The sequence below is a fragment of the Dyadobacter sp. CY312 genome (genome assembly GCF_021390535.1).
GTDB lineage: Bacteria > Bacteroidota > Bacteroidia > Cytophagales > Spirosomataceae > Dyadobacter.
This window is the reverse complement of the sequence record NZ_JAJUXG010000003.1, coordinates 418,219-437,789: the sequence shown is the minus strand read 5'-3', so window position 1 is coordinate 437,789 and position 19,571 is coordinate 418,219. Positions and strand designations below refer to the sequence as shown.

Below are 19,571 nucleotides of genomic sequence, written 5' to 3'. Positions count from 1 at the left end.
ATAAAGAATTGAATTACATTTGTTTTCAATGGAAAACAATTTTACATGCCCATGACAACATTAGATTCTTACAATTTTTCAGGCAAAAAAGCCCTTGTTCGCGTTGATTTTAACGTACCTCTTAACGACAAGTTTGAGATCACGGATGATACCCGTATTCGCGCAACGATTCCAACCATTAGTAAAATACTTGATGAAGGCGGATCGGTAATTTTGATGTCGCATTTGGGACGCCCAAAGGATGGTCCTACTGAAAAATATTCTTTAAAGCATCTGGTAAATCCATTGTCTCTGATTTTAGGCAAGACAGTGAAATTCGCTGATGATAGTATTGGTGAAAGTGCGGTAGAACTTGCTGCTGCTTTGGAGCCAGGCGAAGTGTTGCTGCTTGAAAACCTTCGTTTTTATAAGGAAGAAGAAAAAGGAGATGAAGCATTCGCAGAAAAACTTTCGAAGCTGGGTGATGTATGGGTGATGGATGCATTTGGTACTGCACACCGGGCACATGCTTCTACGGCAGTAATCGGCAAGTTTTTCAAAGATAAAGTTTGCGGATACGTAATGCAGGCGGAACTTGACAATGCAGAAAGACTTTTGGGACATTCGGAGCGTCCGTTTACGGCGATTATGGGTGGAGCAAAAATATCTGATAAAATACTAATTATAGAGCGATTGCTGGATTCGGTTGATAACCTGATCATTGGCGGCGGTATGTCTTATACTTTCTCCAAAGCACAAGGTGGGAAAATCGGTAAATCTCTACTGGAAGCCGACAAGCAGGAGCTTACTTTGGAACTTGTGAAAAAGGCGAAGGAAAAAGGTGTGAACCTGATTTTGCCTGTTGACACTGTAATTGCTGACGGATTCAGTAACGATGCGGATCGCAAAACGGTACCTGCCGGTGAGATTCCTGATGATTGGGAAGGGTTGGACATTGGTCCGGAAACGATCAAAATCTTCTCTGAGATCATCGCGAAATCAAAGACAGTGCTTTGGAACGGCCCAATGGGGGTTTTTGAATTCCCTAATTTCGCTGCTGGTACCAATGCAATCGCTAAATCGGTTGTAGCTGCGACGGAAGAAAACGATGCATTCTCATTGATCGGTGGTGGTGATTCTGCTTCGGCAATTAACAATGCAGGTTATGGAGATCGAGTAAGTTACGTGTCCACAGGTGGCGGAGCATTGTTGGAATATATGGAAGGAAAAGTTCTTCCTGGCGTTGCCGCTCTGGAAGCATAGTTAAATTTAAGATACAAATCAGTTCATTACTGAACAGGTTTGAAAAAACGAGGGTGTCCGGCTATTCGGACACCCTCGTTTTGCTTAAACACTATTGGTTGGTTATCCCCTAATTACGATTTGAAGAAAGCCAGCAGATCCTTGTTGATTGTAGCAGCCTCCGTAGTTGGCATTCCGTGAGGGAAACCAGGATAGGTTATCAATTTTCCGTTTTTCAGGAGTTTCGCTGCCTTCAACGCGGTAAGTTCATATGGCACGATCTGGTCGTCTTCTCCGTGTAATACCAGAACCGGAATGTCGACACTTTTCAGATCTTCGGTAAAATCAGTTTCCGAAAATGCCTTGATACAGTCGTAATGTGCTTTTATCCCGCCCGACATTCCCTGGCGCCACCAGTTGTCTCTTATTCCCTGGGATACTTTGGCACCTTCACGGTTGTAGCCGTAAAATGCTTCGTTAAAATCTTTAAAATACTGCGGTCTGTTTGTCCCGGTTCCTTCACGAATTTCATCAAAAACCGACATCGGAATCCCATCAGGATTGTTTTCTGTTTTGATCATCAGCGGGGTAACTGCACTCACAAGTACTGCTTTTGCGACCCGGCCTTTGCCATATTTTGCAGCGTAACGAATCACTTCACCACCGCCTGTGGAATGACCCACATGTATAGCATCCTTCAAATCGAGTGCTTCTACAAGTTCAGCGACATCGGCTGCATAGGTGTCCATATCGTTTCCAACCGCAGTTTGCGTAGAGCGGCCATGACCTCGGCGGTCATGTGCAATTACCCTGTAACCCTGATCCAGAAAAAATATCATTTGTGCATCCCAATCGTCGCCGGATAAGGGCCATCCGTGATGAAAAACAATCGGTTGTCCGGTACCCCAGTCTTTGTAATATATCTCTGTACCGTCTTTTACTGTGATCTTTCCCATGTTTTCTTGGTTGAGTGGTATTAATGGAATAAAGTTTTTGAAATATACTTTTTTATCGTGAAAACAGGAGTAATGAACTGGGCTAAATCTTAATTATGCGCTACCGGAGCGGCAGATCCGTGGCTAAGGATTACAAGCAGTTGAATTCTTGCTAATCGCAGGGTACAACTAAAAACATAACAAAATTAATTAAAATTGTAAGTAAGATAGAATATATTCGACCTTCTGAATCAGAAAGTTTAAGCTTGTTAATCACTAAGTTAACTGTGGATACATGACCTTAACTACTACTTAAAATGTCAGAAAAGCGACCTAAACTATGAGTAATGAAAAAAATCCTCCTGGCAAAAAATAAGATATTTTATAAAGCCATACTGGTACCGCTGTTCTTCATTTGGGGCTTTTTGGGATGCCAAAAATCGCATGAGTCGGATCGGAATAGCAAGTTGGAAGTAATGATTGACAGCCTGGATCGCGGTTCCAGAAAAATAGGGATTAAAAAGTGTATTGCGAAACTCGATTCGTTCATGGTTACATTGGGCAAACCTGCCCTTCAGGATCGCATGAATTACTACAAATTCATGAAAGTTCTTAGTCACAGAGATTCCACCCTGGCTGAAAATGCGCTGATGTATACCGATAGCCTGCTTCAATTGTTTGAGCCGGTTCAAATCAGAAAGCAATACCCAATTGACTACTCCAAAGCTCTGCTTTTGAGAGGAGATGATTTATTACATCAAAAAAAATATTACCAGGCATATCGTAATTACGACCATGGTAAATCCTTCCTTATCGGAATGGGCGAAATTTGTGAGTGCGCAAGGTATAGCAGCAGGATCGCGAACAGCTCATTCAGAGAGGAAAATTATTATCAGGCAATTGAGTATTGGAAGCAGGAATACAAAGAGTTGGCAAAATGCAGGAAATCGGGCAACTTTCAACTGGAATTTATAGAGAAGCAGGGGAGCCTGCGAAACATTGGGTTCGCTTATCTGTATCTCGACGAGCCCGATATGGCCTTAAGGTATTTTGAGAAGGCGAAAAATTTTATCAACGCGCATGCAGCGGAATTTCCGAAGGAGAAGAACTATATAAAATTTGCACGAATTGTTATCCTGCGTAATCAGGCTGAGGCTCACGCTTTAAAGGGCAACACGGCCATTGCAGAAAGACTTTTGCTGCGCTGTCTGCAACATGATGAAGAAATTGATTGGTCTGTTGAGGTGGAACAGGAGTCTCGGCTGATTCTTGCAAAATTGTATGTTGACACAGAGCAATACAGTAAGGCACAGCAACAATTAGACATGGTGAAAGCTTTGTTAGATACATCCGGTAATGCTTCTAAGTTTGGTAAATACAGGAAGTTGAAAGCTGCTGTTTTATTCGGGCAAGGGAATTTTGAAGAAGCAGGCAAATTGCTTATTGCTACTTTGGAAAGCGACCGTATAGACAAATTAAAGAAAAATGCAGAAAACAAGAGTGATGTCGGACAGCTGCTACAACAAATCCAGAGAGAACGAGAAATTGAGATCGATGCTGAGAAAGACGCCAGGGAAGGTCTGATTCTTACATTTTCAATTGCTATATCGATCGCTCTGAGCATAATTGTGTATCTCATCTGGCGTAGTGCCAGGAAAAGTTCGAGAAATTTGCGTGCAGTAACGGAATTGAATAGGACTATTACACAAAGCAATATTGTTCTTCAGGACACAGTGAACGCATTGGAACAAACAGAAATTGAGAACAGCGCAGTACTGAAAATTGTGGCGCACGATTTGCGAAACCCCATTGCGGCAATCATGTCGGCCTCAGAAATCATTTTTTGGGATGAAATCCCGTCCGGCGAACAAAAGGAAATGATTACGGCGATTCAGGCATCCGGTGAGAGGGCAAATAAATTGATTAGTCAGATATTACAGACAAGCTCAGTTCGTAATGATCTTGTGCTTAATCTGGTGGCATTAGAGGAAATCGTGCAGTCGTGCATTGACATGCTAAGTTATAAAGCCAATGAAAAACAGCAGGTCTTCGAATACCATTTTCATCGGGTTACGTTAGCAGCTGATCGCGAAAAGATATGGCGTGTTTTTAGTAACCTGCTAAGTAATGCGATCAAATTTTCACCGGCAGGAGGAATCATTACGGTGAATTTAGAAAGACAGACGAGTAAGATTTTGCTGTCCGTACACGACAATGGCATTGGTATACCCGATAGTCTTAAAGATCAGATTTTTAGACCTTTCAACAGTGCAAAGAGATCTGGTACTGCCGGAGAACAGTCTTTTGGGATAGGGCTTTCAATTTGCAAGCAGATTGTCGAAGCCCATGGCGGGCGAATTTGGTACGAGTCACAAATGGGATTGGGGACAACGTTTTTTGTTGAGATGGCATTGTGATGCCTGAACTTTGTGGAGGTAGTCAAATCCCATTTTTTACCAGTCAATAAATGAGATACCCAACCCAATCGTGTTTTGCGCATGGTTGTAATCGATGAGCGTTTCTCCATATCCAGCCGACATTTGAAGATGTCCTTTTAAGTGACCGTGAATCTGGAAAACCCAGTTTACCTGTGCGCTACCTTTGTTTAGAGAATTAAACGGATGCGTTCCTACCAGGTAAAATTGATGGCGCGGTCGCCCGTAAACGACCGTTATTTCACCTCTTCCAAGGTAATCCATGATCAAAGGATTCTCGTCATCTGCATCTTTTAGTCTGATCCAGGGGCGAAGAGTTACCTGCCAGTTTTTCCGCTCCATGCTCGTGTGAAACATGATTCTGTTCCAACTTCTCGAATGTGGAAGCTCCCGTCCGTTTGACTGGTGATTAAAAGCAACTCCCAGAGTACGACCTTCGAAACCCATGAATTGATAATGAACCGGAAAATTGAGCAAAAGCTCGGGTTCGTAATTCAGCTCCCTGAAAGGCCTGGACACACCAGTGTTGTATATCTGCCAATGTGCCTTTTGCGTGTAACCTGCCCACAAATCACCTTTTCCCCAGAAAATACTTTGAAGTAATTTCACCTTAAAACTGATGTGAAACCGTGCTTCGTAGTTGTTATAGTTTGTCGGGGAGGGTACACTGTAAGCAGGATTCTCACTGTGTGGCTGGTTATTGGGATTGCTCGACCACCTTCCCAGCGAAAAGTAAAATGGTTTGTAGGAAGTAAGCAAAAAAGTACCCCGCCGTGTAGAGTCTGCCAGTTCCCAGCGTTCGGAAATACTTTTGATCCGCACAGACTGGTCAGAAATGGTCTGTGCCCGGAGTTGAATGGATAGAATCAGAAAGATTAGAACGTTGAGGTTTCGCATACGTTGAACATAAATGAAGCTAAATATAGTGGTTGCAGATCAAAATAATACTCAGGATCTGGAAGCCGTCGCGATTATATTTCAGACTCAAAAGCTGTCGGTAACTTCTCATCCTACAAGGTACGATTGGTTGCTATCAGCCAATTTTCAACCAGCCCGTTATACTCATTCTCGGTTTGTTGGTTACCAGCACTTCATGTTCCAGTTCGCTGCTTTTGAAGAATACACTTTTTCCGTTGGTAGGTGAAATGTTCTGGCGGCTGTCGCCTTGGTGAATACACAATTCCCCGCCATCGTTTTCCTGCCAGTCGGAGTTCAGATACATGATCATGGAATATTGACGGCTACTGTTGCTACGAAACTGATCCAGGTGTTTTTTGTAAAAACTCCCTTTTTCGTATAAAGTGTAGTGAAACTCATATCCGGTGATTCCTGTATAGCAAGTACTGTTCAAATGACTGACGAACGCATCCATCAATTCGAAAAAGTCATTTTCAGGCTGATTGTTGTGGCTTCGGTCGAGCCAGAAAATCCTGTCACTTCTGACGAGCTTATTGTGAGAAACCAGCGTATCGTTTCCCGTTCCGGCCGACTGCATCCGTTTGTCATTGTAAAGCGTTGTGAGGTTCGCCTTCAACTGTGTGGCTAATGATTCGCTCAGAAAATTTTCGGCGATGCCGACTTTGTTGGCGATAAAGGTATCGATGAGTTCATTAAATATTTTTTGCAATGAGATTGATTGAATAACAATACAGCAGCATTGCCGATATACCTGTGAAGGTATGTCTAATTAATTGTAAATCTGGATTTTAGTTTGGTGCTCAGAAGGGTTTTAGAATTGTTGAAGCAAGAAAGAAAAGTATGGCGGCTGTCATAGTTCAATAAGGTGGACAATATCTCTATAAGGCGACCTAGCGAACCGAAAATACTACCTTTGCGGTGATGGAAGAATTTTGGGATTATATAGAACAGTATAAGGTCGTTTCGGAAGAATCGAAGGCGGCTTGGTCTGCCCTTTTGAAAGAATCGGAGGTGAGAAAGGACGATTATCTTTTGAAAAATGGAGTGGTTCCAAAGGAAATAACCTTTATTAAAAAGGGATTGTTTTCTTATGAATACACCAACGAGAAAGGTGACAAAGTGATCAAAAAGTTTTTCCCGGAAAATCATCTAGTGTCTTCAACCAGCGCAATGCTTCAACAACAACATGGCAACTTTTCTATTCAGGCTCTGGAAGACTGCGAGGTAGTCAGTTATTCATTTGAAGGGTTCAGAGCATTGACAGAAAAGTATAGTGACATCGCTGCATTCTATATCAAATACCTGGAACAAAAATGGGTTATTGAAAAGGAATTTGATGAAATAACACTTAAATCAGAGACTGCGAAACAACGGTATCTGGCATTTAAAAACAGGTATCCGGATCTGATTCCCCGGTTGAAACTCCATCACATTGCTTCGTATCTGGCCATTACGCCCACACAGCTGAGCCGCATCAGAGCGGAACTCTAAATTTCTCTCTCTCAACATATGTAAAGAACTCTGGTATTTTTAACAGATACCTTTGCGCTTCGTTCAGGGGCTTTCCCGTACGGATAAGGTTTGTTTTTGTCCGGCAAATCTGGTCAGGAAATTTATCAGGATATAGCTTTATCAATGAAAAACAACATCATCAAAGGGAGTATTTTAGTTGCGCTGGGTGCATCAAGTTATGGCATGCTGGCAACCTTTGTGAAAATGGCATACTCGGAAGGTTTCAGTACGGCGGAAGTTACGCTTTCGCAGTTTATGCTTGGATTTGCAGGTCTTTTTATCCTGACATTATTCCGTAAAAAGGAAGCAAATACGGAGAAAAAGCCGTCAGACCTTCGTAGTGTTTTGAAGCTGGTTCTTGCCGGAACCTCGATGGGGCTCACAAGTATTTTTTATTACATGGCGGTACAATACATTCCCGTAAGTGTAGGCATTGTGTTGCTGATGCAAACTGTGTGGATGGGCGTCATTCTTGAAATGATCCTGCACAGGAAAGCACCGGGATTGCGCAAGACCATCGCCGTTTTTATCATTCTGGCTGGAACTGCATTGGCTACCAATTTGCTTACAGAATCCGTAACCATCAACTGGATAGGCTTTGGCTGGGGAATGATGGCAGCGCTGTCCTACACCGCATCGATGTATGCTTCTAATAATATAGTGCTGCATTTTCCATCACTGAAAAGAAGTCTGTATCTGATCCTGGGCGGACTGATCATCATTGCCGTCATCTTTTATTCGTCGATCAATTCATCCTTTTCCTATCAGATATTTCTGCGCTGGGGATTGATCCTTTCACTATTTGGAACTATACTGCCACCGTTGCTTTTCACCAGAGGCGTTCCGCTGATCGGTATGGGATTGGGAGCCATCATTGCGTCGGTAGAAATACCAGTATCCATTCTCATGGCCCACCTTTTACTCGGTGAGCCTGTAAGTTTGCTGCAATGGACGGGTGTAGCGCTGATTTTATTTGCCGTGGTGCTGATGAATATTAAAGGGCGAAAAAAGGGTTTGGTTGGTAGTGAGTTGGCTACTAGAGTTAGGGATTTAGAGGGTGTGAAGACTGATTATTAAGTAATTTCTTACTACCCGATCGCCGGCAAAACCTTCCCCCGCAATTCACCAAAACCAATACGGATTCCATTTTTTTCTCCAAAACCACGCATGATCACTTCGTCGCCATCTTCCAGAAAGCGGCGTGATTTTGAATCTGAGAGCTGTATGGGTTGTTTACCGCCTGCGGTTGCTTCAAGTAAACAACCTGCACTTTTTGCACCATTACCGCTGATTGTACCAGTCGCCAGAAGATCACCCACATTGAGGTTGCAGCCTGTTACGGTATGGTGCGCGACTTGCTGGCTGATGTTCCAATAGAGATGTTTTGCATTGGTTTGAGACACCACATATTCGTCATCATTTTCGGGTTTGATGGCGATTGTCAGATCAATATCAAACCCTTTTCTTTCGGGATGGTTTAGGTAGGGTAGTGGTTCCGGGTTTTGTATTTGCGGTGCACTACGAAGTAATGCAAGCGCTTCCATGGTCACGATCCAGGGTGAAATTCCAGATGCAAAATTTTTGCTCGTAAATGGTCCGAGCGGTTGGTACTCCCAGCGTTGTATATCCCGCGCAGACCAGTCGTTAAACAACAAAACACCAAAAACATAATCTTCGGCTTGTTCCACAGGTATGGGTTTTCCCATGTCAGAATCCTTGCCGATCACGAATGCAAGTTCCAGTTCATAATCAAGTGCATTGGTCGGAGCGAAAATTGGGTTCGCTGTTGCATCACGGTTTATCTGCCCCATTGGTCGGTGAATGGATGTACCGGAAATGACAATGGAAGAAGCGCGGCCATGGTAGGCAACAGGTAAATGTTTCCAGTTGGGGAACAGCGGATTGTCGGGTCTGAAAAGTTTGCCTACTGTTGTGGCATGTTCTTCGCTGGAATAAAAATCGGTATAGTTGCCGACTTTTATGGGCATCAGCATTTGCACATTGCTTTGTTTGATCAGCAATGTTTCGGCATGTTTTTTCAACAAAGAATGAGGATCCAGCAATGATTCCTGTAAAACGGAACGGACATAGCCAGAAAATTCACGCCCCTGGGAAATGAAGTCATTGAGAACAGGTTTGCGAAATAAGTTTTCAGCCAAAACGTATTTGGAAAATAGACCAAAGTCAAAGGCGGCAGCAAGATCTATCACATAATCGCCGATGGCAACACACGCCGCAGGAGGCCGATTGTCTTTTTGAAAAATGCCGAAGGGCAGATTGTGGATAGAGAAATCTGAGTTTTGAGAAATGCTGAGCCACGGTTGCTGCATAAATTCACTTTTATTTAAGTTATTCCTAGTAATTTGAAGCAGTGAGTTTTATGCTAATTGGAACCTTACTTTTTTGTCTTAACACAAAAAAGTAACAAAAAAAGTCAAGGCTTCACGCAAATCTTAACGAAAATTGACTCACTCATCACCTAAACAAAAAAAACTCCTCCTGACGTCGTCAAACAGGTTTTTGTTTTTGACGGTGCTGAATGAGTCAATTTTCTAATTTGCATAAGGCCGATGTTACTTGCATTGAGGCATTTTTGTTATTCCGAAAAAGTCAAAAAACTTACTATGATTTCATTATCAAGCACCAAATATCTACGAATAAGCTACAAGAAATTTTTCCATTCCGGTTACTGACTCGTAAAGTTGTTCATAGGATTGAATTACAAAATAATGATCCTGATATCTGTCGATGTGATAAGGTGTATTCAGCACCAGTTCCAGATCAAAGTCTATTTTCGGAACCTGCGGGGAAAGGCAATAGTGGCTTTCGCCAGCAGAAGAAATAATACCACCTCCATAAATTTTCAGATCATTTTGTTCATATATCAGCCCAAATTCTACTGTGTACCAATATAGGCGGGAAATACGCTGTAAGGTTTCTTCGTGATCTATGTAGCGCAGAGCAATAGCGCTCAGCTGCGACATAAAATCACAGAACGCCTGATTACTCAAAAGCGGCACATGCCCGAAAGTATCGTGAAACATGTCAGGCTCTTCCAGATAATCCATTTGCTCAGGTTTTCGCAGCCAGTTTGATGCCGGAAATTGCCGGTTGTACAAATGCGTATAAAATTCCTGATGTGGAATTAAACCCGGCACCACATACACTTCCCAGCCCGTTTGCGAGCGCAACAACGGATTGGTTTCCAACTCAAAATTTGGAATATGATCAGCCACAAAACCAACTTTCTCTATTCCGGTCAAATAGTCTTTGCTGGCAATAGCAGGCAAATTCTTCATTTGCCCCTCAAAAAGCCGTTTCCACATCCGGTGGTCAGCTTTTGTATATTGTTGATAGGCTTGGTTCATGGTGTTTTGGGCGTTTTAGCTTGTTGTGAGCTTTGGTGTCTGTCAGATTGAGGGATATTTTACTTCATAAAAAAACAATATAAGCGACGCTAAAATGCTTGTCACACTGAGCGGAGTCGAAGTGCGAGCAACCAAGATTAAACTGTTAATAATCAATATTTTATAAGTAATGTCAATGGTATCGGAGTCGAAACCCGGGCAACCGAATTAGATTTATTGATAATCAGTACATCATAAAAGTGTCAATGGCAGCGAATCAGGTATGTTCAGTTGAAGTCAAGATCATATCTTAACTATTTATTTGTCAATTATTTTCAAATTAATCAAATCGAAAGTGGTCCGAATCTAGGCAATTTTGTGAGTTCCCTCCAATCTAATTTTACAACGATTATCAATTACATTATTGATAATAATTTACGAAGTCGCCCGGACTTCGACTCCGCTCAGTCTGACACACATTTTGGCGAATTTCATAACCTTTTCACCAATAGACCACCCTTCACTATCACACAGAATCAACGCTTTTCTCCTTCACCGTTCAGCCCGACTGCGTCGTTCAGACCGGAGGTTACAGCGTTCCTCGCAACATTTGCTCACGTTCAATGGCTTCGAACAAGGCTTTGAAATTCCCTTTTCCGAAGGATCGGGCTCCTTTTCTTTGAATAATTTCAAAAAACAAGGTTGGTCGTGGCATGATGGGTTTGGTGAATATTTGTAACAAATAACCTTCATCATCACGATCTACCAAGATGCCCAGTTCTCTGAGATTTGCCATTTCTTCATCAATTTCTCCCACTCTTGCGGACAAATCCTCGTAATAGGAAGCAGGAACCTGTAAAAATTCGACACCTCTATCGCGCAACGTGCGAACAGTTTCAACGATGTGATCCGTTGCCACTGCAATGTGCTGTACACCTGGCCCGCCATAAAAATCCAGGTATTCTTCCACCTGCGACTTCCTTTTTCCTTTCGCCGGTTCATTAATCGGAAATTTTATCCTGCCATTTCCATTACTCATCACTTTGCTCATCAACGCTGTATAGTCGGTTGAAATATCGTTGTCATCAAAAGAAACCAGCGTGGTGAAGCCCATCACGTTCTCGTAAAATTTGACCCACTTGTTCATCTCATTCCAGCCCACATTGCCGACGATATGATCAATGTATTTCAATCCGGTTACGGTCGGTACATGTAACGGTTTCCACGCAACAAAACCGGGGAGGAAGACTCCTGAATAATTTTTCCGTTCAATGAAAAGGTGAACCGTATCGCCGTAGGTGCGAATCCCTGACTTTACAACGGTGCCTGCATCATCCTGAGTTGTCACAGGTTCCAGGAAAGACTGCGCGCCACGTTTCATCGTTTCCTGATAAGCACTTGTGGCGTCATCCACCCAAAGTGCAATGGCTTGAACGCCGTCGCCGTGGCGGTCGAGGTGTGCACCGATGGATGTGCCGCCGTGCAGCGGTGAAGTCAACACGAGGCGTATTTTATCCTGCACAACCACATAAGATTCCCGATCGGTAAGTCCCGTTTCGAGCCCCGCCATAGCCAGAGGTTGAAATCCAAAGGCATTCTGAAAGTAGTGGGCGGTTTGCAAGGCATTGCCCACAAATAATTCAAGATAATCCGTACCATTAATAGGCAGGAAATCTGTATTCGTTTTATCCGCCGTCACTTCCGGCATTATTTCCATTGTGTCCATAGTCGTTTCCTTTTCAAGTTCAATTCCCTCATTCTTAATTCTCAATTCCTAATTTCCATCACTCCTCTAACCAGCTTTTGTAGTAGCGTCCATCATCTAGTTTCATGGCTGCTTCGGTGAGCATTAATGGCCGGAAAGTATCGACCATCACAGCAAGTTCATGTGTTTCCTTTTTGCCAATGCTTCGTTCATAAGCTCCCGGATGCGGACCGTGTGGGATTCCGCCCGGGTGAAGGGTAATGTGCCCCTGTGCAATGTCGTTTCGACTCATAAAATCACCATCCACGTAATAGAGCACTTCATCCGAATCAATGTTGCTGTGGTTGTACGGAGCCGGAATTGCCAGCGGATGGTAGTCGTACATACGCGGACAAAATGAGCAGACTACAAAACCGTCTGTCTGGAAAGTCTGGTGCACAGGTGGTGGCTGGTGAATGCGTCCTGTAATAGGCTCGAAATTGTGAATTGAAATACCCCAGGGATAGTTATATCCATCCCAGCCGATCACATCGAAAGGGTGTGAAGCGTAGGTCACCGGATGAATGAAATTCTGCTTTTTGATTTTGATCAGAAAGTCACCTTTTTCATCAAATGTTTCCAGGTTCTGAGGTAATATATAATCCCGCTCGCAATAAGGTGCTTGTTCCATCAATTGCCCAAAATGATTGCGATATCTTTTAGGCGTATAAATAGGGGAGTGCGATTCAAGATAGAAAATCCGGTTGTCATCTGTATCGAACTCAATCTGATAAATTACACCTCTTGGGATAACGATATAGTCACCTGATTCAAAAGGCAGATTTCCGAAAAAAGTACGGAGTTTCCCTTTTCCGTGATGAATAAAAAGGAGCTCATCGCAATCTGCATTTTTGTAAAAATAGCTCATTACACCTTTCACGGGAGCAGCAAGGCCAATGACAACATCCCGGTTCACAAGCAGCGGAATACGACTTTCGAGATAATCATCGGCAGGTTGTATTTCAAAACCGACCAACTTCCGCATGGTGAGGTTGTTCGCGACGACAATTTTTGGTGTTACGTCGTATGGTTCAGCAATGGCTTTCACCTGAGTAGGACGCCAGGTGTGATACAGCAATGACGACATTCCGTCGAAGCCAATCGTTCCAAAAACCTCTTCATAATACAAACCTGCGTCGCTTTCGGAAGACTTCCGGAATTGCGTATGCCGCTTAGGCGGGATATTTCCAAGTCGGTGATAGATCGGCATTTTCGTTCGCTGTTTTAATGAAAAACGTCAATGAAAGCAGTCTTGAAATAGGTCCTTCTCTTCATTATTTAACAAAATGTATTCAAGCTAATAATTGTCTATGCAATTATATTAAAAATATAATATTTAAACAAATTTTTGAATTATTTTAATTTTTTAGAGAATATGAAAAATGGGTGCTTTGTCTGATACAGCACCCATTTTTTTGAGATGAAATCCAGGATTATAGCGACATTTTTATGCCAATAGCGAGGCTCAGAATATCAGACGGTTTCAGAAATCCGGTGTTTTGTACGTAGCTAATGAACATGAGGTCGTAAGTACCAACTTCGTAATAGGCCTCAAAATTTCTGACTTTCTTATTGAACTTTACTGTTCTTCCTGCTTTTCCACCAACATAGGCACCAAGCCGGACGGCGGTGGCCCACCAGTAATAGCCTTTTGGATAATATTCAGGCCATTTGGAATCGAACTGAGGACCGAATGTGTGACTTGAATAAAACCCTATCGAAAATGGGGCGATATTATACGAGTTTTTCAGATGAATACGCCACGGCGAATAGGTAACTTTAGCAGTGAGTGTAATCAGTGCATCTCCACCAAATTTTTTCGGCAAAAACCCAAACAATACATCCGTTTCGAGGGTTTTGTTGCGAGAAATGTAACCTGGTCCGCCCGACATAAAACCGATATTTCCGGCAAATTGAAGCTTCATATGATCCGGAATATACCATTTTCGATATGAGTCCGTACGTGGGCCATCCTCAGCGAAACTAGTGACTGAAAACAATGTCAGGTATAGTAAAAATAGTTTTTTCATATTGATTAAAATTCAACCCTTTCCACACGATAGCCACCTTTCCAGGTGGTCACAATCAAATATCCTCTTGCTCCCATACTGGTAGTGGTCATGTATCTGACACCATCTTCATAAAATTCTTCATTTTTGAAAGTGTGCTGATGTCCGTACAAGGTGAATTTTACATTTGGATCTGACGCCAGAATTTGCGCGTATTCATTCTGCATGTTAGGATCAAAATCAGCATCGAAAGGAGGGACATGCGCAATGACAATGGCGTTTTTGTCAGTTGGATTGTTTTTCAATTGAGACCGCAGCCAGGGCAGGTTCGGTACCAGTCCGTCAAAGTTATATTCCCTTGAATTTGTATTGATAAATATGAATTTATTGCCTCCAAACTCAAATGAATAATCAAGCTCGCCATACATTTTTTTGTACACCAAAGGCCCGTTGGCAACTATGTCGTGGTTCCCGATAACCGTTACATAAGGATATTTCAGCTCCTGCATAATTTGATTGACCCACTTAAATTCCTGAGAAAGACCAAAATCTGAAATGTCGCCGGCATGAATTACAAATGAAATATCGCGCTGGCTGTTTGCACTTTTAATGAAATCCGAGGATTCGTCGTACCAGCGCTGGGTATCGCCCATCAAAATGAATCGGGTGGTGTCCTTTTGCGGGAGTGCCTGAATGAGCGCAACGTTTTTGAGATTCAGATTCCGCTCATCCTCTTTCAGAATAACCTGATTCGGATTATATTGGAACAGTCCTTCACAGGAAATGTTGATGAGCGCGGTGAAAAGAATAAATGTATTGAGTAAGGTTTTCATAGTGAGGTTGTTAACTCTGTTGGTGAGGAGTTTGCACCATTTGGCAGGATCCCGAAAAATTCCCAGTGACCGATAATCTTTTGGTCACGAAAGGCGAGAATGCGTTGGCCTTGCAGCACTTCATTTTCCCGATGAGCAGATGGGTCTTGCAAAGTGCTCAGTGTCATTTTTATGCCAATTATTGCAAAATCGTGCTCGGTAATGATACTTTCTATCTCAGTATGATGACTGACACCTTCGCTCAATACTTTTAGATATGCATGAAAACCTCGCCCATTTTGTGCGCCAAATGGGAGGCTGTGATCAATAAATTCGGGATGCAGATATTGGCACAGCTTCGCGAATCTGCTGTTGTTCCAGATATCTTCTATAAAGCCGATCACTAATTTTTCGGGTTCTATCATCAGGATACAATTAATTGGCAACTTATCGGGGTTGTCTCTGCCCATCAACAGTCAAATGTCCATGAGATGGACCAGATATGTAACTACTTTCGGGCTGAAACGGACAAATAATAGGGTGAAGAGGAAGCGAAAAAGAGAGGCTTGCCCAGCTTTATGCATATTGATTAAGCATATAACCGGGTGATTTCAAATGAAGATAAAATGAATGGCAAAGAGCTGGTTACGAGGTGAGGGACCGCCGTATCTGCTGTTCTGTTCCTGTTACAAAATGTTTGGAGCCATCTTTTAGAATGACCAGGCTGTAACGCATGTCGGCGTCCGGTACTATTTCTACGATTTCGTCTAAGGACAACCTGATCCTGACACCATCCTTGGTGGTAAAGTTCTTTTGTTTTTTCATGCTGCTTGTAAACCTGGAATCTATTGGAGAAGCTGTCTTCATCCCGACTCTATACTAATCAATTGGATAAATAATTATGCCTGAACCTTGCTCCGACTTCATCGCCCCGAGCATACATTTTTGTTCTTCTTCCTAATGGCAAAGTGTATTCCGGGCAGCTTTTTGGGGAAGGTAGTTCTCCAATATTTTAGTTTTCACACTCAAAGAGTTGCAAGCGGTTAGAGTTGGTTATGTACAAGTTATAAGGGATTCCTGTTGCTCAAAAAAATGTCGAATTTCAGCGAGACTCCCCGGCTATGCATTTATGGAGATCACGTATCAGTTATCAATGGTTTTATAACTTGGGGAAAATGGCTGATTTTAGGGATAGTTTTTAATTTCATCCGTTGTAACTTTGAGACATATATTTCGCTTTGCCAACAATTTTTCTTTTTGGAATGAAAAAAATATCAATACTCTGCGTGCTATTTTTTTACTGCATATCCTGCCCTGCACAACTTCTGGACCGGATTAAAAACAAGGTGGAGCAAAAAGTTGTTGACCAGATTGACCAGTCTATTGACAAAGCCACACAAAAAAAGAAGCGGAATGACAAGCCGGCAGAAACGGAGTCGGTTCCCAGGGTAAATGAGGAAAGCGCGCCATCACCGTCGGAAGATGCTAAGGATCAGCAGCAGCCCAATACTCCAATCAAAACCGCAACGGGCATTACGGCTTACTCCAAGTTCGATTTTGTACCAGGTAAAACGATCATATTACATGAAGATTTTTCTCAGGATGCGATTGGCGACTTCCCGGCAAACTGGAATACGCGTTCCGGAGCTGAAATTGTTACAATCGATGGGCGGAGCGGCAAATGGCTCAGATTAAACCAAAGCGGGGTTTTCTACTCCGAGGCTTTAACTGACGATCTTCCTGAAAATTTTACCTTACAAATGGATTTGATTGCCAATGAGCATGTGTCGAACATAGGAGAATTTATGATTAGTCTGATGCAAACCGGCGACACAGATCAAAAATTTGACTGGGGCAACGCAAGTCAGCTCACAACGCCGAGTTTTAAAATAGCATTTCAGCCTACATCAACCGACAAAGGACAACTCAAATATTCTTCCAATCTGATAGGCGGTCAATACAAACATGGCGTCCCTGAATTCAATATCAACAAAAATTCAACGAGAATTTCGATATGGAGACAGAAGCAACGTGTGCGGGTTTACCTTGACAGTTCCAAAGTGCTTGACCTTCCCCGGGCACTTAATGCACCGGAACCTCTGAATACGCTCACGTTTACAGCAATTAATCCGGACTTTAGCCAGAAGGGCGGTGCTTTCTTCCTGGCGAACGTTCAGCTTGCAGTTGGAGTAGCCGATACCCGTAACAAACTACTCACGGAAGGGAAATTTGCTACCAGTGGAATCCTTTTTGACGTTAATAGTGACAGAATATTACCTCAATCGTATGGAAGTCTCAAAGAAATCGCCCAGGTTTTGCAAGAAAATGCTTCTGTACGATTCAAAATTGTTGGTCACACCGACTCCGATGGGAATGAAGGTGATAACGAAAGCCTGTCCAAGCGTCGCGCTGCTGCGGTGAAAGAGACCTTGAAATCTGATTTCAGTATTGATGCCGCACGTTTGGATACGGATGGAAAAGGGGAGACAGATCCTGTGGATTCCAATGAAACACCTGTTGGGAAGGCCAATAACAGAAGGGTAGAGTTTATTAAGCTGTAAGATATTAAGAAGGGTCTCTGCCGGAATACAAAGCCTACCCCATAAGTTACTTGTAACGTAAACTTATGGGTAGGCTTTATTTTCAATCGGCTTAATTAGTAAGTCCTCTGCCGGTTTTGTGTTGCAATTCGTCAATGCGCTTTGAAGCTTCCGCTTTCGTTAGTGTGAGATCTGCTTCTTCCGAAAGTGTTTTCAAATACGATTGCTGTGCACCTGTCATCGGTTCTTCACCTGTTGTCCATTCGTCCGGGTCCTTCACTGTGTTCGATCCTTTCAGTACCTGATGATTGTTATCAACCGAATCTTTGTCGTCGGTGCTGACTTTTTATCCCTGTTTTCCATGTGCTATCTCTTTTAAGAACAGAAATACAAAAACTTAGCCAGCTTATTTAGATGGTATGATTTTGCCGTAAAAATAGCGGGCGCGTAAATCCGTTTTAGCCAGTTGCTGATCTGCTGAATCCAGAGTATGTTAAATTTTAGATTAGTCATTAAAGTAAAATCCCTGACAATCAATCGATTGTCAGGGATTTATGTACCCGGAGCCGGAGTCGAACCGGCACGAGTGTAACCTCATTGGTGTTTGAGACCAACGCGTCTACCAATTCCGCCATCCGGGCATTGATCTTCTCTGTTGGGAGTGCAAAAGTAGACAGAAAAATAGATTTCGCAAGAAATTTTATCCAAAATTGAAATAATATTTTTTAGCCGACTTTTCTTCGCTTTGATCCTATTCGTAACGTAATGCTTCGATTGGATCAAGACGTGATGCTTTTATTGCCGGATATATCCCTGAAATAACGCCAACAACTACGCAAACGATAATTCCCATGGCCATCCAGACCCACGGCACTACAAACGTACTTTCGGTACTGATGGAGTTGGAAATGACATTGCCGATGATGATGCCCAGGAACAGACCGCCTATCCCACCGAGAATACAAACCACGATTGCTTCAATCAGAAACTGGAAGCGTATCACGCGTGGTGTAGCTCCAAGCGATTTGCGGATTCCGATTTCTCTGGTGCGTTCTGTAACGGATACAAGCATGATGTTCATTAATGCAATGGAAGCTCCAAGTAATGTGATGATTCCTATACCGAACCCTCCGATTCGAAGATAACCAGTGATGCTTTCAAATTCTTTGGCCATGGCGTCCGCACGTTCGAGTGTGAAAGAATCCTCGGAGCCAAGTTTGTCGGATCTGATCCGGCGCATTAGTCCGCGTGCTTCTTCGATGATAAACTCCCCGTCTTCAATGTTAGGGGCCGAAGCTGTGATGTTGTAGGTAAGTGAGCGGTTTGCGGCCAGTCCGCGACCGTTGTCAAGCGGAATAATGATAATTCTGTCTGAATCGGTACCGCCGCCCATGGATCCTTTTTTTGCCAAAACGCCAACGACTTTGTACCTGGCACCCATGAAAGTGATTTCTTTATTGACCGGATCTATATTACCAAATAGGTTTCGGGCAACTTCCTGACCTAATACTGCTGCATTTACAGAATTTTCAAGGTCATTTTTGTTGAGGTTACGACCAAAATCTATTTTATACCCTTTTATGGCAAGAAAATCGTCGTCAGCTCCCACCACGTTAATGTTGGGGTTTGTCTTTTTGCTAAGATAATTTACCTGAACTGCGCCTCCAATATTGGCAGAAAGGGAAACGGTACCGCCAAATTCGCTGCGAAAACGATTTGAAAATTCTCCTGCCTGCTGATAATTGATGACAGGATATTGTTTCTCTCGCCGACCACCCCGCCTGAAACCCTCGTCCATGCGACTTTCCACAGTGAAGGTGTTGGCTCCCAGATCCGCAAAGCTGCTGTTTACCGAATTTTGGATGCCTTCAATAGCAGTAAGGATACCAACCAGCGATGTGATGCCAATTGCAATGATCAGGGCTGTCAGTACCGTTCTTAACAAGTTTGATTGTATGGACCGAAGGCCTTCGTCTACGTTTTCCTTAATATTCATTAATTATCAGTTTTATCGGATCGGTATCACTTATGCATCATTATTTCGTAATATTACGTTAGATCAGTATCAATCTGAATGGAATCGTTATTGAGCTTTGTA

18 protein-coding genes and 1 tRNA gene are annotated in these 19,571 nt (G+C 42.9%); 5 read left to right on the top strand and 14 right to left on the bottom strand.

Annotation, left to right across the window (positions count from 1 at the left end; translation table 11 throughout):
- The first annotated feature begins 51 nt into the window (after positions 1–51).
- Entirely contained in the window at positions 52–1,242 is a 1,191-nt protein-coding gene (locus LZG71_RS06040) for a phosphoglycerate kinase (RefSeq protein WP_233818025.1), read from the top strand.
- A 113-nt stretch (positions 1,243–1,355) separates the two neighbouring features.
- Here the strand turns inward: LZG71_RS06040 and LZG71_RS06035 are convergent, their stop codons facing one another.
- A complete protein-coding gene (locus LZG71_RS06035; RefSeq protein ID WP_233818023.1) occupies positions 1,356–2,177 on the bottom strand; it encodes an alpha/beta fold hydrolase in 822 nt (273 codons plus the stop codon).
- Between the two features lie 326 nt (positions 2,178–2,503).
- On the opposite strand from LZG71_RS06035, the gene LZG71_RS06030 reads away from it, so the two are divergent.
- Complete coding sequence (locus LZG71_RS06030; protein ID WP_233818021.1) at positions 2,504–4,573, top strand: HAMP domain-containing sensor histidine kinase; 2,070 nt, start codon at positions 2,504–2,506, stop codon at positions 4,571–4,573.
- Between the two features lie 36 nt (positions 4,574–4,609).
- Here LZG71_RS06030 and LZG71_RS06025 read toward each other — a convergent pair whose 3' ends face one another.
- Positions 4,610–5,488 (bottom strand): phospholipase A, encoded by an 879-nt coding sequence (locus tag LZG71_RS06025; protein WP_233818019.1) that lies wholly within the window; start codon positions 5,486–5,488, stop codon positions 4,610–4,612.
- A 136-nt stretch (positions 5,489–5,624) separates the two neighbouring features.
- Positions 5,625–6,218, bottom strand: coding sequence for a 2OG-Fe(II) oxygenase (locus LZG71_RS06020; protein ID WP_233818017.1), 594 nt, complete (start codon positions 6,216–6,218; stop codon positions 5,625–5,627).
- 212 nt (positions 6,219–6,430) lie between these two features.
- Here LZG71_RS06020 and LZG71_RS06015 point away from each other — a divergent pair, with 212 nt between their 5' ends.
- Positions 6,431–7,000 (top strand): Crp/Fnr family transcriptional regulator, encoded by a 570-nt coding sequence (locus LZG71_RS06015; RefSeq protein WP_233818015.1) that lies wholly within the window; start codon positions 6,431–6,433, stop codon positions 6,998–7,000.
- A gap of 144 nt (positions 7,001–7,144) precedes the next feature.
- Positions 7,145–8,098: a DMT family transporter gene (locus tag LZG71_RS06010; RefSeq protein ID WP_233818013.1), complete on the top strand. Its 954-nt coding sequence runs from the start codon at positions 7,145–7,147 to the stop codon at positions 8,096–8,098.
- An 11-nt stretch (positions 8,099–8,109) separates the two neighbouring features.
- Here LZG71_RS06010 and fahA read toward each other — a convergent pair whose 3' ends face one another.
- From fahA to LZG71_RS05970, 8 genes are all read right to left on the bottom strand, one after another.
- Positions 8,110–9,351: a fumarylacetoacetase gene (gene fahA, locus LZG71_RS06005; RefSeq protein WP_233818011.1), complete on the bottom strand. Its 1,242-nt coding sequence runs from the start codon at positions 9,349–9,351 to the stop codon at positions 8,110–8,112.
- A 321-nt stretch (positions 9,352–9,672) separates the two neighbouring features.
- Entirely contained in the window at positions 9,673–10,389 is a 717-nt protein-coding gene (locus tag LZG71_RS06000) for a phenylalanine 4-monooxygenase (protein WP_233818009.1), read from the bottom strand.
- A gap of 568 nt (positions 10,390–10,957) precedes the next feature.
- A complete protein-coding gene (gene hppD, locus LZG71_RS05995; protein WP_233818007.1) occupies positions 10,958–12,094 on the bottom strand; it encodes a 4-hydroxyphenylpyruvate dioxygenase in 1,137 nt (378 codons plus the stop codon).
- Positions 12,095–12,152: 58 nt separating this feature from the next.
- Positions 12,153–13,322, bottom strand: a complete 1,170-nt coding sequence (locus LZG71_RS05990) for a homogentisate 1,2-dioxygenase (protein WP_233818005.1) — start codon at positions 13,320–13,322, stop codon at positions 12,153–12,155.
- Positions 13,323–13,545: 223 nt separating this feature from the next.
- Positions 13,546–14,142: a hypothetical protein gene (locus LZG71_RS05985; protein ID WP_233818003.1), complete on the bottom strand. Its 597-nt coding sequence runs from the start codon at positions 14,140–14,142 to the stop codon at positions 13,546–13,548.
- Between the two features lie 5 nt (positions 14,143–14,147).
- A complete protein-coding gene (locus LZG71_RS05980) occupies positions 14,148–14,954 on the bottom strand; it encodes a metallophosphoesterase (RefSeq protein ID WP_233818001.1) in 807 nt (268 codons plus the stop codon).
- Positions 14,951–15,358: an ester cyclase gene (locus tag LZG71_RS05975; protein ID WP_233817999.1), complete on the bottom strand. Its 408-nt coding sequence runs from the start codon at positions 15,356–15,358 to the stop codon at positions 14,951–14,953. The genes LZG71_RS05980 and LZG71_RS05975 overlap by 4 nt, the downstream gene beginning before the upstream one ends.
- A 220-nt stretch (positions 15,359–15,578) precedes the next feature.
- Positions 15,579–15,758, bottom strand: a complete 180-nt coding sequence (locus tag LZG71_RS05970; RefSeq protein WP_233817997.1) for a hypothetical protein — start codon at positions 15,756–15,758, stop codon at positions 15,579–15,581.
- Between the two features lie 437 nt (positions 15,759–16,195).
- On the opposite strand from LZG71_RS05970, the gene LZG71_RS05965 reads away from it, so the two are divergent.
- Positions 16,196–17,494, top strand: coding sequence for an OmpA family protein (locus LZG71_RS05965; protein ID WP_233817995.1), 1,299 nt, complete (start codon positions 16,196–16,198; stop codon positions 17,492–17,494).
- 91 nt (positions 17,495–17,585) lie between these two features.
- Here LZG71_RS05965 and LZG71_RS05960 read toward each other — a convergent pair whose 3' ends face one another.
- The 3 genes from LZG71_RS05960 to LZG71_RS05950 all read right to left on the bottom strand — a co-directional run bounded on the left by LZG71_RS05960 (position 17,586) and on the right by LZG71_RS05950 (position 19,469).
- On the bottom strand, positions 17,586–17,753 hold the full coding sequence (locus LZG71_RS05960; protein WP_233817993.1) for a DUF3072 domain-containing protein: 168 nt from the start codon (positions 17,751–17,753) through the stop codon (positions 17,586–17,588).
- A 277-nt stretch (positions 17,754–18,030) separates the two neighbouring features.
- Positions 18,031–18,114 (bottom strand) — tRNA-Leu (locus tag LZG71_RS05955).
- Between the two features lie 110 nt (positions 18,115–18,224).
- Positions 18,225–19,469, bottom strand: a complete 1,245-nt coding sequence (locus LZG71_RS05950; RefSeq protein WP_233817990.1) for an ABC transporter permease — start codon at positions 19,467–19,469, stop codon at positions 18,225–18,227.
- Between the last annotated feature and the right edge of the window lie 102 nt (positions 19,470–19,571).